The following is a 14,591-nucleotide window of genomic DNA, read 5'->3' on the forward strand; positions in this document are numbered from 1 at the left end:
AAAAGCACATGTTTCAGATACTTTCTTGAAAAGTATCTCGAAACATGTGCTTTTTGATTTGAAAACAGGAGAGGGCTCTCTCCTGTTTTCAAATCAGACTCAGCGTTGCCGTTCCATTTCGACTGTAAATGTGTACCGATCGCCACGATAAGCGGAGATGACGTATTCAAACGGTTGATCGGTGGCAAGGAAAGTCAGTTGCTCGACGGACAAAACAGGTGAACTGACCGACAGACCGAGATGTTGCGCTTCTTCTTTTGTCGCGAGACGTGATTCGAAAGTTTGACTGGCACGACCAAGATTCAGTCCACTGGCTTCTGCAAAGGCATAAAGTGACGTGATGGCAACGTCCTGGTTCAAACCGGGTAACAACTGTTCAGGAATATAGACGGTTTCGAGCGCAAGCGGTTGTTCGTTTGCGATGCGTAAACGTTTTAATTCATAAATTTTGGCACCTTCACGAATCCCGAGTTTATTCGCAATCGTCATTTCAGCAGCAATCGTTTGGTAGGACAACAATTCACTTGCCGGTTCCAATCCAAGATGTTCCATCTCTTCAGAAAAACTGGTCAAACCAGACAGTTGCATGACGATTTTTTTATTGGCAACGAATGTGCCGCGTCCTTTTTGACGAATCAGATAACCGGCGTTGACGAGGTTCGAGATGGCTTGACGGACAGTCATCCGGCTGATTTGATGGGCCTCGGCGAATTCGCGTTCCGAGGGAATTAAATCGCCGGGTTGTAACAGACCATCCTCGATTTGTTGTTTTAGGGCAGCTTCAATTTGGTAGTAGATTGGAAGTGGTGAATTTTTATTGATGTGCTGAATCACGGCATTTCGTCCCTTCGCGGTCGATAGTCTTTCATCTAGTGTACTAGGAAATGAAGATGTCGACAAACGATTGTAAGTGATTTGTGTCATAATAGAAGCAAATTCAGTACAAAAAGGTGGAATGAAGATGCGTTCTGAGCAAATTTATCCGGACGTCCGGACCTTCGAATCAATCGTGACAGGTACGAAGGAAGAACAAGGCTACTGGGTAAGATTAGAACAAAGTTACTTTTATCCGGAGACCGGGGGGCAGCCTGCCGATCGGGGAACACTCAACGGGGTTTCCGTCCTCGATGTCCAGCTTCAAGAAGGGGATGTCTGGCACCTGCTCGACAGTCCGCTTCTTGAAAACGAAGTGCAAGGTGAGGTCGATGATGTCATTCGAACGGATCATGCGGCGCAACATACAGCACAACACGTTATTTCTGCCATTCTTCAAGACGAATTTCAAATCAAGACAGTCAGTTTCCGAACCGGCACAGAAGAATCGACGCTTGATCTCGATCTCGGTGACTGGGATGAGACGCTTCAAAGTCGTTTGGAGGAACGTTTACGGACGGTGATTCAAGCGAACCTCTTGATTACGGCAACGGAATATACAGAAGAAGAAGCATTGCAGTTACCGTTACGAAAAACACCACAAGTCACAGGAAAAATCCGGGTCGTTCAAATCGGTGAACTGGATTACAGTGCCTGTGGAGGAACGCATCTCGCCTCGACGTCGGAACTGGAACTGATTTTATTCACGGGACTTGAAAAGGTTCGCGGGAATATTCGTTTAGCGTACGTTGCAAAAGACCGAGCGTTTCGATTACTGACGACCGAACGGCGTGTCCTGACAGAAACTGCACGTGCAGTATCAGCTAAAAAAAATCAGGTCCATCTTGTTGTGGAAGACCTGAAACAGGAGCAAGTCCGTCTGAACCGTCAAATCGGACAGGCAGAAGATCTGCATGTCAAAACGGTCTTAAAACAGTTGCTCGCAACGGATGAACCGGTTCTCACCGTACGTCATGATCAAGAGGATGTCCGTTTTTCAGAAAAACTGTTGAAAGCCCTGGCTGAAACAGGACGGACAGGATTCGTCTGGAACGAAAACGCCAAAAAATTATTCATGTGCAGCGCTGGATCCATTCATCTCGGAAAATTTGCCAAAACCCATTTAAAGCAGTTTAATGGACGGGGCGGCGGAAGTGAAAACAATGCCCAAGCAGTATTCCAAACGTATGAAGAGGCACAAGCTTATGCAGAAGCATTAAAGGAGGAATTACATACATGACAGTGATTCAAGTAAAAACAACCGAACAAAAACAAGCGGTCCGAATGATCCGGGAACGGGTTTTCGTCGAGGAACAAGGCGTTCCGAGCCATTTGGAATATGATACGCATGATGAAACAGCGATTCACTTGCTTGTCCTCGATGAGATGAATCATCCGGTTGCGACGGGGCGGACCCGTCCGTACGATGAGCAACGGATGAAGGTCGAACGCGTCGCGACCCTTGCGGCGACAAGAGGAAAAGGATACGGCGGCGAGCTGATGCAGGCGATGGAGCGGATTGCCCGCCGTGAAGGTCGGACGATTTTGACACTCGGTGCCCAGGTCCAGGCAATTCCGTTTTATCAAGGGCTAGGTTATGCGATTGTTTCCGATGAATTTGACGATGCCGGCATCCCGCACCGGACGATGGAGAAAAAAATTTAATGCTGATTTTTTGAGAAATCCTGAAAAAAGGGTTTCTTTTTTTAAAAGTCTATGTATATATATAATTCATAGTGAATTTTTATACAGAAAGATACAGTCGAATTCAAGGAGGAAATAAGAATGACAAAACAAAAATTGATTTTAGCGTATTCGGGTGGACTGGATACTTCAGTCGCCATCAAATGGTTGAGCAAGGATTATGACGTCGTCGCATTGTGTATGGATGTCGGCGAAGGAAAAGATTTGTCGGTCATCAAAGAAAAGGCGTTACTCGTCGGTGCGATCGAATCGATTGTTCTTGATGTCAAAGACGAATTCGCAAATGACTTTGTTTTGCCAGCCCTTCAGTATGGTGCGCATTATGAAGGAGCCTATCCTCTGATTTCCGCTTTATCTCGTCCGTTGATTGCTGAAAAACTGGTCGAAGTGGCACATGCCCACGGTGCCACAGCAGTCGCCCACGGATGTACCGGAAAAGGAAACGACCAAGTCCGGTTCGAAGTTTCGGTTGCTGCTCTTGATCCGTCGCTCGAAGTCATCGCACCGGTTCGCGAATGGAAATGGTCACGTGAAGAAGAAATCGCTTATGCAAAAGAAAACAACGTTCCGATTCCGATTAATCTCAACAGCCCGTATTCAATCGACATGAACTTATGGGGACGCAGTAACGAATGTGGTGTCCTTGAAAATCCATGGACAGAGCCGCCGCAAGATGCATACGCTTTGACGGTCGCACCGGAAGACGCACCGGATCAAGCGGAAGAAGTCATCATCGGTTTTGAAGCAGGTGTTCCGGTTTCGATCAACGGGACAGCGTATCCGCTGGCGAAGCTGATTACAGAACTGAATATCATTGCCGGTGCACACGGTGTTGGACGGATTGACCATGTCGAAAACCGTTTGGTCGGCATCAAGTCACGTGAAGTGTATGAGTGCCCGGGTGCGACAGTCTTACTCAAAGCCCACGCAGCACTTGAAACGATCACATTGACGAAAGACGTTGCCCACTTTAAACCGATTCTCAGCAAACAATATGCAGAAACGATTTACAACGGATTGTTCCATGCCCCGCTGACAAAAGGCCTCAAAGCGTTCTTGACGGCAACGCAACAGGACGTGACCGGTGAAGTCCGTGTCAAACTGTATAAAGGGAACGCAACCGTCACAGGACGTCAGTCAGCAGTTTCGCTCTACGATGAGAAACTCGCGACGTATACAAAAGAAGATGCCTTTGATCACGAAGCAGCGAAAGGATTCATCAAATTACACGGTCTTGCGATTGCGACACATGCCAGTGTCCATCGTCAGGAAGGCGTGAAAAAATGACGAAACTATGGGGCGGACGTTTTACGGAAAGTGCTTCCGCTCAAGCGGAGGCCTTCGGAGCATCGATTTCGTTTGATCAGAAATTAGCAGCCGTTGATTTACAGGGGAGTCTTGCGCACGCGCAGATGTTATATGAACAGGGAATTCTTGAAAAGACCGAGTGGGAACAAATCGAAGCCGGTCTTAAACAGTTGCAAACGACACTCGAGCAACACGTCTATACGACAGTGGATGAAGACATCCACATGAATCTCGAGCGGTTACTGACGGAACAGATTGGTCCGGTCGCCGGTAAACTGCATACAGCCCGCAGTCGAAATGACCAGGTCGCGACTGATCTCCACCTTTGGATGGAACAGCATGTTTTAGAACTCCTGTCGAGTCTTCGCAACCTGCAATCCGTCATTACGGAACAGGCGGAGCAACATGTGGAGACGGTCATGCCGGGTTATACCCATCTGCAACGGGCGCAACCGATCTCACTCGCGCATCATCTGCTCGCTTATTTTTGGATGTTTGAACGGGATGCCGATCGATTGACCGATAATCTGAAACGGATTCGGATGTCGCCGCTCGGTGCCGGGGCACTGGCGGGAACGACTTTCCCGATTGACCGCTTCAAGTCAGCCGAGTTACTTGGGTTTGAACAGGTCTATCCGAACAGTTTGGACGCGGTCTCAGACCGGGACTTCGTGATTGAATACCTTGGCATCGCGTCGACGGTCATGATGCATCTGTCACGCTTTTGCGAAGAAATCATCATCTGGGCGTCGCAAGAATTTTCGTTCATTGAGCTGTCCGATGCGTTTTCGACGGGATCAAGCATGATGCCGCAGAAAAAAAATCCAGATTTCGCGGAACTGATCCGCGGCAAAACAGGTCGTGTCTACGGAAATCTGATGGGTTTCCTGACGACGATGAAAGCATTACCACTCGCATACAATAAAGATATGCAGGAAGATAAGGAAGGTGTCTTTGACACCGCTGATACCGTGTTACAATCCGTTCAAATTTTTACAGGCATGATCGAATCGGCTACGTTTAAGACAGAAGCGCTCAAGAAGGCGACGATGCAAGACTTCTCGAATGCAACGGAACTGGCGGATTATCTGGTCACAAAAGGGATTCCGTTCCGGGAAGCACATGAAATCGTCGGGAAAGCCGTCTTACATTGTGTCCAAAGCGGCTGTTTCTTAAAAGATTTGACGCTGTCCACGTATCAGACGTTCCATCCGGTCATTGCAGAAGATGTCTATCCGTTGTTAGATCCGGTTCAGGCGGTCGCACGACGGGGAAGTTACGGCGGGACCGGTTTTACGGCCGTCCGGGATCAACTCGCATTAGCGAAGAAGCAACTTGAAAAATTATAAAATTCAAAAAAAGTTTGGCAAATCACTGGATTTAACAAAAAATGTTTGCTATAACTGTAACTAACAACCGACAGATAGAGGCGCGGATGACATCAGTAGCAACACTTATTCAAGGCAAGCATGCCAAGTGATGTGAAAGGGGAAATCCGCCGAAGTGAACAAGAAAATGCTTTTTCTTGATTGCTGGTACAACGGTTAAGATCCGTTGTACTGCCGAAACCCACGTTTCGGAGCGCTATCTTACGTAAAAGAACGTATGACGCTGTCATCGTTTGTCCGATCGTGATAACGACGGGCCGTAGGAACGCTCCTACCGGCCCGTCGTTTTTTTCTGTTTCGGGACAAAAGGAGATAGGATTGTGACAACTGTACTTAAATTTGGTGGTAGTTCGGTTGCGACTGTCGAACAGATTCAGTCAATTGCGAATTATTTGAAGAATCGGACGGAACAAGGAGAAAAATTAGTCGTCGTCGTGTCGGCAATGGGGAAAATGACCGATTCATTGATTGCTCAGGCGCAGGCGATAACGGACCGTCCGGAACGACGCGAACTGGACCGGCTGCTTGCAATCGGTGAAGAACAGACGATTTCATTACTCAGCATCGCCCTGAACTCACTCGGGATAAAAGCCTTGTCGCAGACAGGGGCCCAGGCAGGCATCAGCACGATGGGACTGCACACGAAAAGTAAAATCAAACAGATTGACGGCGAATTGCTCCGGAAAAAACTGGAGACATACGACGTCATCATCGTCGCCGGTTTCCAGGGCGTCAATGAGCTCGGGGATGTCACGACACTCGGTCGCGGCGGATCGGATACGACAGCCGTCGCATTGGCCGCGGTTCTTGATAAACGATGTGAAATTTACACGGACGTCGACGGTGTTTACACAGCTGATCCACGGATTCATGCAACGGCACAACCGATTCCACACATTTCATACGATGAGATGATGGAAATGAGTGCACTCGGTTCAAAAGTCATGGAGATGCGCAGTGTCGAACTCGGTAAAAAATACGGCGTCCACATCTTCGTCGGAAAAACATTAGAATCGGAAAGAGGGACTTGGATCATGGAGGCAACGGAAACGATGGAACAAAAAGCGGTCACGAGCGTCAGTGTAACGAAAAACGTGTTGACGGTGTCAATCAAGCATGTACCGCAGACGAACTCGGCGGTCACGGATATCTTTGAACTGTTATCAGGACGTCACGTCAACATCGATATGATCAGTCAGACGACGTTTGACAGTGACATCTTCCTTTCCTTCTCTTGTCCGCTGGATGAAGAAGAGTTTTTGGAAGAAGCACTGCAGGATATCATCAATCGTTTCCCGACGGTCAAAGTCGACCGTCATAACCAGCATGCCAAGTTATCCGTCGTCGGAATCGGGATGCGGGACGCAACCGGGGTCGCTTCGAAATTGTTTGCGACGTTCCGGGCGGAAAACATCACGTTTTATCAAGTCACGACATCAGAAATCAGCATCTCATATACGATTGCCCAGGCCGATATCGAACGGACTGTCGCAGCAATCGCAAAAGCATTCGATCTGTAAGGAGGAAATCATATGTATCATGTCGCAGTCATTGGCGCAACCGGTGCCGTTGGTCAAAAAATGTTACAAGTCCTGGCGGAACACGATTTTCCGGTCCGTCAGATTTCAGCTTATGCTTCAGCCCGTTCAGCCGGGAAAATCGTTCAGTTCAAAGGACAGGACGTCACGATTCAAGCGTTATCGGAAAACATCACGAAAGACGGGATTGATGTCGCACTGTTCGCAGCTGGCGGTACCATCAGTGAACAGTATGCCCCGTTGCTTGCTGCAGCAGGAACACTCGTCGTTGATAATTCCAGTGCGTTCCGGATGCAGGCAGATATTCCGCTTGTCGTACCGGAAGTAAATTCGCAGGCAATCGGACGGAACGATCGTTTGATCGCCAATCCGAACTGTTCAACGATTCAATCGGTCGTCGCCTTGGCACCGCTTCAACCATTTGGTTTGAAGCGCGTCAACTATACGACGTATCAGGCCGTATCCGGTTCCGGTCAAAAGGGAATCGAGGATTTAGCCCGCGGCAGTCGCGGCGAAGAACCGGTCAACTATCCACACCCGATTCATGATAATATTTTGCCGCATATCGATGTGTTCTTACCGGACGGTTATACAAAGGAAGAACAGAAAATGATTGACGAAACTCGGAAAATCTTTCGTTTGCCGGAGTTGCCCGTCAGCGCGACGTGTGTCCGTGTCCCGGTCACGAATTCACATTCCGTTGCCATCAATGTCACGTTTGAGCAGGAAACAAGTGTTGAAGCGATTCGTGCTGCTCTGGCCGAAGCACCTGGCGTCGTTTTAGTCGATAATGTCAGTCATAATCAATATCCGATGCCGCTTGATGCAAGCGGAACAGACGACGTCTATGTCGGACGAATTCGTCAGGATCAAAGTCTCGCCAATACGTTCCACATCTGGTGTGTCGCCGATAATATCCGTAAAGGGGCCGCTTCGAACGCTGTCCAGGTAGCACGGCAAGCACTTGAAAGTTCAATCCATTCGTAAGAAACGAGGAGGAATCCGATATGTTTAAAGGAGCAGGAACAGCACTGGCTACACCATTTACATCAACCGGTGAGCTGGATTTAGCGGTATTTGAACAACTGATCGAACAACAACTCGCAGCGAACATTCAAGCGTTAGTCGTCGGGGGAACGACCGGAGAAGGGTCAACGTTGACGAATGAAGAGTTTGAAACGTTACTTGAAACGGCAATCCGTGTGACAGCCGGACGTGTACCGGTCATTGCCGGGACCGGAACGAACAATACGGCTCAAACGATTGAAAAAACACAGACGGCAGCCCGACTTGGTGCTGATGCTGCCATGCTGGTCACACCTTACTACAATAAGACATCACAAGCAGGACTCGTCGCCCACTTCACGGCGGTTGCGGATGCAGTCGATTTGCCAATCATGCTCTACAATGTTCCGTCACGGACAGGGGTCGCGATTTCCGTCGAAACAGCCGTCACACTTGCCAAACATCCGAACATCCAAGCGTTTAAAGAAGCAAGTGGAGACGTCAGTTTCATGGGGGAATTGATGACGGCCTTACCAGATGGCTTTGCAGTCTTCTGCGGTAACGATGATCAAATTCTTCCTTATATGGCATGGGGGGCACAAGGCGTGATTTCCGTCTTGTCGAATCCGTATCCAGCTGAGACGCAAGCGCTTGCAGAAGCGTTACTGGCAAACGACTATGTTACGGCACGACGGATTCAAAGTGATTTGATGCCTGTTATCTCAGCATTGTTTAGCGATGTCAATCCGATTCCCGTCAAAGCAGCGCTCGAAGAAATCGGACTGGCGGTCGGAGCACCGCGTCTGCCGCTCGTCCGTCAGTTGGAAGCGGGACATGCGCATCTGCTTGAGATGATGCGGAGTTACAAAGGAGTGGTTGGATGAAACTCGCCATTCACGGATACGGGGCAACCGGACATTTCGTCCACGAACTGGCACCGGATGCTGTCGTCGCCGTCATCGATAAAACGAAAACGGCGGATCAGGTCCCGTCTTACGGTACGCTTGCCGAAATGACGGAGTCGGTCGATGCGATCATTGATTTTTCGCATCCGAGTCTTTTGCCGGACTTGCTTGCTTATGGGATTAAAACGAAGACACCACTCGTCATTGCGACGACCGGTTTCTCGGAAGCGGAACTGCAGACGATTCGCGATGCTTCGACACAAATTCCGATTTTCCAATCGTATAACATGTCGTTTGGAATCGCGATGATGCAACAGCTGTTAAAAACACTCGTTCCGCTCGCCGGAGCATTCGACATCGAACTGCTTGAGAAACACCACAATCAAAAAGTCGATGCACCGAGCGGGACGGCGGAGCTGTTGCTCCGGACCATCCAGGATTTACGAGATGTCCAACCGGTCTACGAACGGGAGTCGACGCGTGAGAAGCGGGAGCCAAACGAGATCGGGATGCACTCGATGCGTGGGGGAACGATTTTCGGCGAACATGAAGTATTGTTTGCGGGCGTCGATGAATTGATTGAAATCAAACACACGGCGTTATCAAAAAAAGTATTCGCTTCAGGTGCGATCAAGGCAGCGGAAGCGCTCATTCAAAAATCAGCGGGACTCTATACACTGGAGACGCTTTACACACAGGAGGATTCACATGTTATTAACTGATGCTTATGAAATTGCAAAATTCATTAAAGATGCTAAAAAACAAACACCGGTTAAACTATACGTCAATGGTGACTTGGCAGGACTGACGATTGAAGGAGCGACGGCATTCGGAACGGATCAATCAAAAATTTTCTTCGCGGATGCAGGACTTGCTTCAACTTTCTTAGAAGAATATGCAGACCGGATTACTGAAGTGCATGTCGAATATGACCGCCGCAACAGTGCCGTGCCGATGCTTGATACACGTCATTTGAATGCCCGGATCGAACCGGGTTCATGGATTCGCGATCATGTCGTCATCGGCAATAACGCGGTCATCATGATGGGCGCAATCATTAATATCGGTGCATCGATCGGAGATGGTACAATGATTGATATGAACGCTGTTGTCGGAGCACGTGGCACAATCGGCAAAAACGTTCATGTCGGCGCCGGTGCCGTGGTCGCAGGGGTTCTTGAACCACCTTCAAAAACACCGGTCATCATTGAAGATGGTGTCTTAATCGGAGCGAATGCCGTCATCCTAGAAGGTGTTCGTGTCGGAAAAGATGCGGTCGTCGCAGCAGGCAGTGTCGTCACAGAAGACGTTCCTGCAGGCAGCGTAGTGGCTGGTACGCCAGCACGCGTCATCAAACAGAAAGACGAAAAAACAGCAGAGAAGACGCAATTGGTGGATGATTTACGTTCACTCTGATTGACGTCGAAGAGGAGGAAAACACATGGCAGTGGATACACAGTATGGAGAAGCAATTTGGTTAGACGGAGTTTTTCATGATCCAAAAGAGGCAAATACGAGCGTCATGTCCCATGCGATTCATTACGGAAGCGGATTCTTCGAAGGTATCCGTGCGTATGCGACACCGGATGGTCCGGCGATTTTCCAATTGACGGAACACATTGAACGTCTGTTCCGCAGTTGCGCGTTCTATCACGTGACGATTCCTTATACAGTGGAAGAACTTGTCCAAGCGACAATTGATCTGGTCGCCAAAAACGGCTTTGAATCTTGTTACATCCGCCCGTTTGTTTTCCTCGGTACACCGTGGCAGGCATTGATGGCAAAAGATACGACGGTTCACGTCGGAATTTCTTGTTGGGAACTGGGCGAGTACTTCGATAAAGGCGCCGGTATCCGCGCGAAAGTCGCTTCTTACCGCCGCGTTTCGTCGACAATGATGCCGATGCAGGCAAAAGCTGCCGCCAACTACATGAACTCGCAGCTCTTGAAAGGCGAAGCACAACGTGACGGATTCGACGAGGCGATTGCCCTCGATATGAACGGAAACGTCAGTGAAGCGAGTGTCGCCAACCTGTTCATGTTGAAAAACGGCACGATTTATACACCTTCACTCGACTGCTCGGTATTAGACGGCATCACACGTCAAGTCATCATGCGTTTGGCGCAGGATCAAGGGTATCCGGTCGTCGAGCGTCATATCGGCCGTGATGAGTTATACGTCGCAGACGAAATCTTCTTGACGGGTACAGCAGCAGAAATTACAAGTGTCGGAGAAATTGATCACATCGTCATCAACGGCGGAACACGGACTGTCGCGGATGAGTTGCTTGATCTTTACCGACAGACGGTCTCAGGTCAATTGCCGCAATATGCGGACTGGTTGACACATGTGACACCTGCTGTCGCCGAATGAGTTCAAGAACTGCCGTTACCATTGATCGGGAAGCGGTGCGGCATAATGTCGCATCGGTTTTCGCCCGGTCTAACAAGCAGATTTTTGCCGTGGTCAAAAACAATGCTTACAACTTAGGGATGATTGAAATGGTCGCCACATTGATGGAAGCCGGTGTCCGGCATTTCGCAGTGGCGGAAGTCTATGAAGCAATTGAAATCAAAACGAATTTTCCAGACAGTTATGTCCTGGCGATGAATCCGGCATCGGATTTTAAAGAGGTCCGCTTGCATGGAGTAGCGCTCGGAATTCCTTCGCTCGATTGGCTGACACGTCATCAGGCGGATTTATCGGGAATTGAACTGCATCTAAAAATAAATGTCGGGATGAACCGTTTTGGTGTCAGTTCGCTCGAAGAAGCATTAGCGGTGCTTGAAACCGTACGGGAGCAAGAGCTGACGTTAACAGGGCTCTACACGCATTTCCCGCTTGCCGATGAACCGGGAGCCGATCACGACGGTCAGGTTGAACGGTTCCTTGAAATCGGAAATCCGTTACAGGCGAAACATAGCTTTACTTATATCCATGCCGAAAACAGTGCAACGATCGTCAAGCATGATCCGCGCCTCGCCTGTTGCAATTACGTCCGGCCCGGTATATTCCTGTTTGGCTATTCGCCGATCGAAAAAATGGATTGGCTCGTCCCCTCACTCCGGATGACGACGGAAGTCGTTGAGATTCGTCAAGTGGAAGCAGGGGAACATGTCGGCTACGGTACGTCGTATACGGCACCGACAGCGATTCGTGTCGCCGTTCTGTCGGTCGGCTACGGGGACGGGGTTGTCCGCGGACGGTCGTCACTGCCGGTCATCATCAACGGAAAACGTTATCCGATCATCAGTAAGTTATTTATGAGTCATACGTTCATCGCCGTCGATTCGACGGTGGAAATCGGTGATAAAGTTGTTCTGTACGGAGACGGCATCGAAATTGATGACATCACCCGGACCGGGACAGCCAATAATTCGGAACAGATGTGTGCCCGTTCGTGGCGTTTAACACATCGTTATTTATAAGGGGGAAGCAAGATGTACGGAAGCCGCTATTTGACGGAACAAAACAATGAACTACAGATTGACGGGGTGGCAGCAACAGAGCTTGCCAAACAATATGGGACACCGCTTTATGTCATGGCAGAACGTGAATTGACGGACCGTCTGGCGACCGTACGCGACGCCTTTTTAAAGAAATATCCGAATACGTATGCTTCGTTTGCTTCTAAAGCCTTGACAATCGGTGCCGTTTACCAGCAAGTTGTCCGACATGGTCTTGGCATTGACGTCGTCACAGGCGGCGAACTGTTCATCGCCCGTAAAGCCGGTGTGCCGGCGGAACGGATTTATTTCCACGGTTCAAATAAATCGACGCAGGATTTACGGTATGCCGTCGAAGAGGGTGTCGGGAAAATCGTCATCGATCATTACGGGGAAATCGCTCAACTCAACCAGATTGCGGGCGATACCTGTCAAACCGTTCAGGTTCTGATCCGGATTGTTCCGCAAGTCATCGGTGGTGCGCACACGAAAATCCAGACCGGTGGTGTCGATACGAAGTTTGGTTTTTCGACGCATGATGATTCGTACCTGCAAGCCGTCGAAGCTGTTTTAGCAGCGGAACATTTGGTGTTACTCGGTATTCATTGCCATGTCGGATCGCAAATTCAAGAAATTGAACTGTTTGAGCGGACGGCCCGGACGATGATGGGATTCGTCGAAACGATTCGCGAGCGGACTTCTTTCGTCGCAAGCGAAGTCAATCTCGGCGGTGGATTTGGAATTGCCTATACGCAAGATGATCAGCCGCTTGATTTCGAACAAACGATGGAGCGGGTTATGGCGATCATCGATGAAGAAACAACGCGTCTTGCCATCGATCGTCCGCGAATCGGGATTGAACCGGGGCGGTGGGTCGTCGCAAATGCCGGAACGACGCTGTACACGGTTGGTGCTATCAAGGAAGTACAAGGTGTACGAACGTACCTATCGGTGGACGGAGGAATGGCGGATAATATCCGGCCTGCTCTATACGGAGCGGTGTACGAAACCGTCATTGCCAATCGAATCAAAGGAGAAACACGTCATGTGACAGTTGTCGGTGCAGCGTGCGAATCCGGCGATCTGGTTGCTGAGTCTGCTGATTTAGCAGAACCCGTCAGTGGAGATACGTTAGCGGTCTTCGGGACAGGCGCTTATAACTATTCGATGGCAAGCAACTACAACCAATTTTTACGACCGGCTGTTGTTTTCGTTAATCAAGGTGAATCGCGTGAAGTTGTCCGTCGCCAGACGTACGCCGATTTAATTCAATGTGATCTGGGTCTTGAAAATATCCCGTCTTCTTAAGAACTGAAACCATTCAAAAGCGTCCTGGTCGTAAAGACCGGGACGCTTTTGTGTTACTTCGGAATGACAAGGACTTGCCCGACGGAAATCAAATTGACATTCGTGATTTTATTGGCACTGGCAAGCGCGGTGACCGTCACGCCGTACTTCGTTGCAATGGAGTAGAGCGTGTCCCCGGCTTTGACGGTATAGGTGACTGTTGTTGGCGGAGGAGGTGTCGTTCCCGGAATGACAAGCACTTGTCCGACAGTGATCAGATTGTAGTTCGTGATGTTATTGGCTTTAGCGAGAGCAGCGACGGTGACATTGTAGAGGTTGGCGATTTTATAAAGGGTATCGCCCGATTTAACCGTATACGTTTTACTGCCGCTTGGAGGCAATTTTAATAATTCGGAGATTGTGACGAATTTATAGCCTTTCGCTTTAAGTTGCGAAATCATCGATGGAAGTGCAACCGGTGTACCGGGTGCACCAGCCCCCGTATGCATCAGAACGATGGATCCCGGGACGATGTTCGGAACGACACGCGCCAAAATGGCTGTTGAACTGATACCTTTCCAGTCAGTTGTATCGATGTTCCACTGAATCGTTTTCGTGTATCCGGCATTCCCGACGGCGGCAAGGACAGCGCTGTTGCTCGCGCCAAATGGTGCGCGGAAAATCGGTTTAGTCGTCCGTCCGGTCAATGACTTGATTAAGTTTTCGGTTTTTGAGAGTTCACTCGTCATCTGAGTGGCGGTTAATTTCGTAAAATCAGGATGCGTATAGGAGTGATTTCCAAGCTGATGCGTCGGAGTTGCAGTGGCGATATTTTTAATCAATTGTGGATGATTATTGGCACCGGTACCTGTTAAGAAAAAGGTTGCTTTGACATTGTTGGCTTTTAAGATACTCAAAATCTTAGTGATGTTTCCACCATCTGCTCCGTCATCAAACGTCAGTGCGACGACTTTACTCGTCGTCGATCCTTTTGTGACAAACGTCGAACTGGCTGCATCTGCCGTCAAACCGTAACTAAAGAAAGGAAAAAGCGATATTAACATGATCATGATGATCCGAATCCATTTCCCGTGCATGTGTACGTCGCCTCCTTTTTCTAGGATGACTGCCTCTCA

The 14,591-nt window shown here is 49.1% G+C and carries 14 protein-coding genes and 1 riboswitch; of the genes, 12 read left to right on the plus strand and 2 right to left on the minus strand.

All coding sequences use genetic code 11. The annotated features are described in order from the left end of the window. Positions 1–99: 99 nt before the first annotated feature. Complete coding sequence (gene phnF / locus KNQ07_RS10725; RefSeq protein ID WP_026829282.1) at positions 100–834, minus strand: phosphonate metabolism transcriptional regulator PhnF; 735 nt, start codon at positions 832–834, stop codon at positions 100–102. A 127-nt stretch (positions 835–961) separates the two neighbouring features. On the opposite strand from phnF, the gene KNQ07_RS10730 reads away from it, so the two are divergent. The 12 genes from KNQ07_RS10730 (at position 962) to lysA (ending at position 13,476) form a co-directional block, all read left to right on the plus strand. Beyond that, entirely contained in the window at positions 962–2,113 is a 1,152-nt protein-coding gene (locus KNQ07_RS10730; protein ID WP_214766581.1) for an alanyl-tRNA editing protein, read from the plus strand. Next, the gene (locus KNQ07_RS10735; protein WP_214766583.1) at positions 2,110–2,538 is read left to right on the plus strand and encodes a GNAT family N-acetyltransferase; all 429 of its coding nucleotides are present in this window, start codon (positions 2,110–2,112) and stop codon (positions 2,536–2,538) included. The genes KNQ07_RS10730 and KNQ07_RS10735 overlap by 4 nt, the downstream gene beginning before the upstream one ends. 120 nt (positions 2,539–2,658) lie before the next feature. Next, entirely contained in the window at positions 2,659–3,864 is a 1,206-nt protein-coding gene (locus tag KNQ07_RS10740; RefSeq protein ID WP_214766585.1) for an argininosuccinate synthase, read from the plus strand. Continuing rightward, positions 3,861–5,234: an argininosuccinate lyase gene (gene argH / locus KNQ07_RS10745; RefSeq protein ID WP_012369390.1), complete on the plus strand. Its 1,374-nt coding sequence runs from the start codon at positions 3,861–3,863 to the stop codon at positions 5,232–5,234. The genes KNQ07_RS10740 and argH overlap by 4 nt, the downstream gene beginning before the upstream one ends. A 67-nt stretch (positions 5,235–5,301) precedes the next feature. Continuing rightward, positions 5,302–5,480, plus strand: a riboswitch (Lysine riboswitch). A 113-nt stretch (positions 5,481–5,593) separates the two neighbouring features. Next, on the plus strand, positions 5,594–6,793 hold the full coding sequence (locus KNQ07_RS10750) for an aspartate kinase (protein ID WP_214766587.1): 1,200 nt from the start codon (positions 5,594–5,596) through the stop codon (positions 6,791–6,793). Between the two features lie 12 nt (positions 6,794–6,805). After that, positions 6,806–7,798, plus strand: a complete 993-nt coding sequence (locus KNQ07_RS10755; RefSeq protein ID WP_214766589.1) for an aspartate-semialdehyde dehydrogenase — start codon at positions 6,806–6,808, stop codon at positions 7,796–7,798. A gap of 20 nt (positions 7,799–7,818) precedes the next feature. Further along, entirely contained in the window at positions 7,819–8,700 is an 882-nt protein-coding gene (gene dapA / locus KNQ07_RS10760) for a 4-hydroxy-tetrahydrodipicolinate synthase (RefSeq protein ID WP_214766591.1), read from the plus strand. Further along, a complete protein-coding gene (gene dapB / locus KNQ07_RS10765; protein WP_214766593.1) occupies positions 8,697–9,443 on the plus strand; it encodes a 4-hydroxy-tetrahydrodipicolinate reductase in 747 nt (248 codons plus the stop codon). Before dapA ends, dapB begins: the two co-directional genes overlap by 4 nt. Then, positions 9,430–10,137, plus strand: coding sequence for a 2,3,4,5-tetrahydropyridine-2,6-dicarboxylate N-acetyltransferase (dapD, locus tag KNQ07_RS10770; protein WP_214766595.1), 708 nt, complete (start codon positions 9,430–9,432; stop codon positions 10,135–10,137). The genes dapB and dapD overlap by 14 nt, the downstream gene beginning before the upstream one ends. Before the next feature lie 25 nt (positions 10,138–10,162). Then, a complete protein-coding gene (locus KNQ07_RS10775) occupies positions 10,163–11,095 on the plus strand; it encodes a branched-chain amino acid transaminase (protein ID WP_012369396.1) in 933 nt (310 codons plus the stop codon). Further along, a complete protein-coding gene (gene alr / locus KNQ07_RS10780; protein ID WP_214766597.1) occupies positions 11,092–12,150 on the plus strand; it encodes an alanine racemase in 1,059 nt (352 codons plus the stop codon). Before KNQ07_RS10775 ends, alr begins: the two co-directional genes overlap by 4 nt. Positions 12,151–12,162: 12 nt before the next feature. After that, entirely contained in the window at positions 12,163–13,476 is a 1,314-nt protein-coding gene (lysA, locus tag KNQ07_RS10785; RefSeq protein WP_214766599.1) for a diaminopimelate decarboxylase, read from the plus strand. 53 nt (positions 13,477–13,529) lie between these two features. Here the strand turns inward: lysA and KNQ07_RS10790 are convergent, their stop codons facing one another. Further along, positions 13,530–14,552, minus strand: a complete 1,023-nt coding sequence (locus KNQ07_RS10790) for a LysM peptidoglycan-binding domain-containing protein (RefSeq protein ID WP_012369399.1) — start codon at positions 14,550–14,552, stop codon at positions 13,530–13,532. Positions 14,553–14,591: the final 39 nt, after the last annotated feature.

It is taken from the genome of Exiguobacterium sp. s145, from assembly GCF_018618835.1.
Taxonomy (GTDB): domain Bacteria; phylum Bacillota; class Bacilli; order Exiguobacteriales; family Exiguobacteriaceae; genus Exiguobacterium_A; species Exiguobacterium_A artemiae.

Excerpts from the sequence above, each read along its gene's own strand:
- KNQ07_RS10740 (WP_214766585.1), top strand. The coding sequence starts at position 2,659 with ATGACAAAACAAAAATTGATTTTAGCGTATTCGGGTGGACTGGATACT.
- dapA (WP_214766591.1), top strand. The coding sequence starts at position 7,819 with ATGTTTAAAGGAGCAGGAACAGCACTGGCTACACCATTTACATCAACC.
- KNQ07_RS10730 (WP_214766581.1), top strand. The coding sequence starts at position 962 with ATGCGTTCTGAGCAAATTTATCCGGACGTCCGGACCTTCGAATCAATC.
- KNQ07_RS10790 (WP_012369399.1), bottom strand. The coding sequence starts at position 14,552 with ATGCACGGGAAATGGATTCGGATCATCATGATCATGTTAATATCGCTT.
- KNQ07_RS10775 (WP_012369396.1), top strand. The coding sequence starts at position 10,163 with ATGGCAGTGGATACACAGTATGGAGAAGCAATTTGGTTAGACGGAGTT.
- lysA (WP_214766599.1), top strand. The coding sequence starts at position 12,163 with ATGTACGGAAGCCGCTATTTGACGGAACAAAACAATGAACTACAGATT.
- dapD (WP_214766595.1), top strand. The coding sequence starts at position 9,430 with ATGTTATTAACTGATGCTTATGAAATTGCAAAATTCATTAAAGATGCT.
- argH (WP_012369390.1), top strand. The coding sequence starts at position 3,861 with ATGACGAAACTATGGGGCGGACGTTTTACGGAAAGTGCTTCCGCTCAA.
- KNQ07_RS10735 (WP_214766583.1), top strand. The coding sequence starts at position 2,110 with ATGACAGTGATTCAAGTAAAAACAACCGAACAAAAACAAGCGGTCCGA.
- dapB (WP_214766593.1), top strand. The coding sequence starts at position 8,697 with ATGAAACTCGCCATTCACGGATACGGGGCAACCGGACATTTCGTCCAC.
- alr (WP_214766597.1), top strand. The coding sequence starts at position 11,092 with ATGAGTTCAAGAACTGCCGTTACCATTGATCGGGAAGCGGTGCGGCAT.
- KNQ07_RS10755 (WP_214766589.1), top strand. The coding sequence starts at position 6,806 with ATGTATCATGTCGCAGTCATTGGCGCAACCGGTGCCGTTGGTCAAAAA.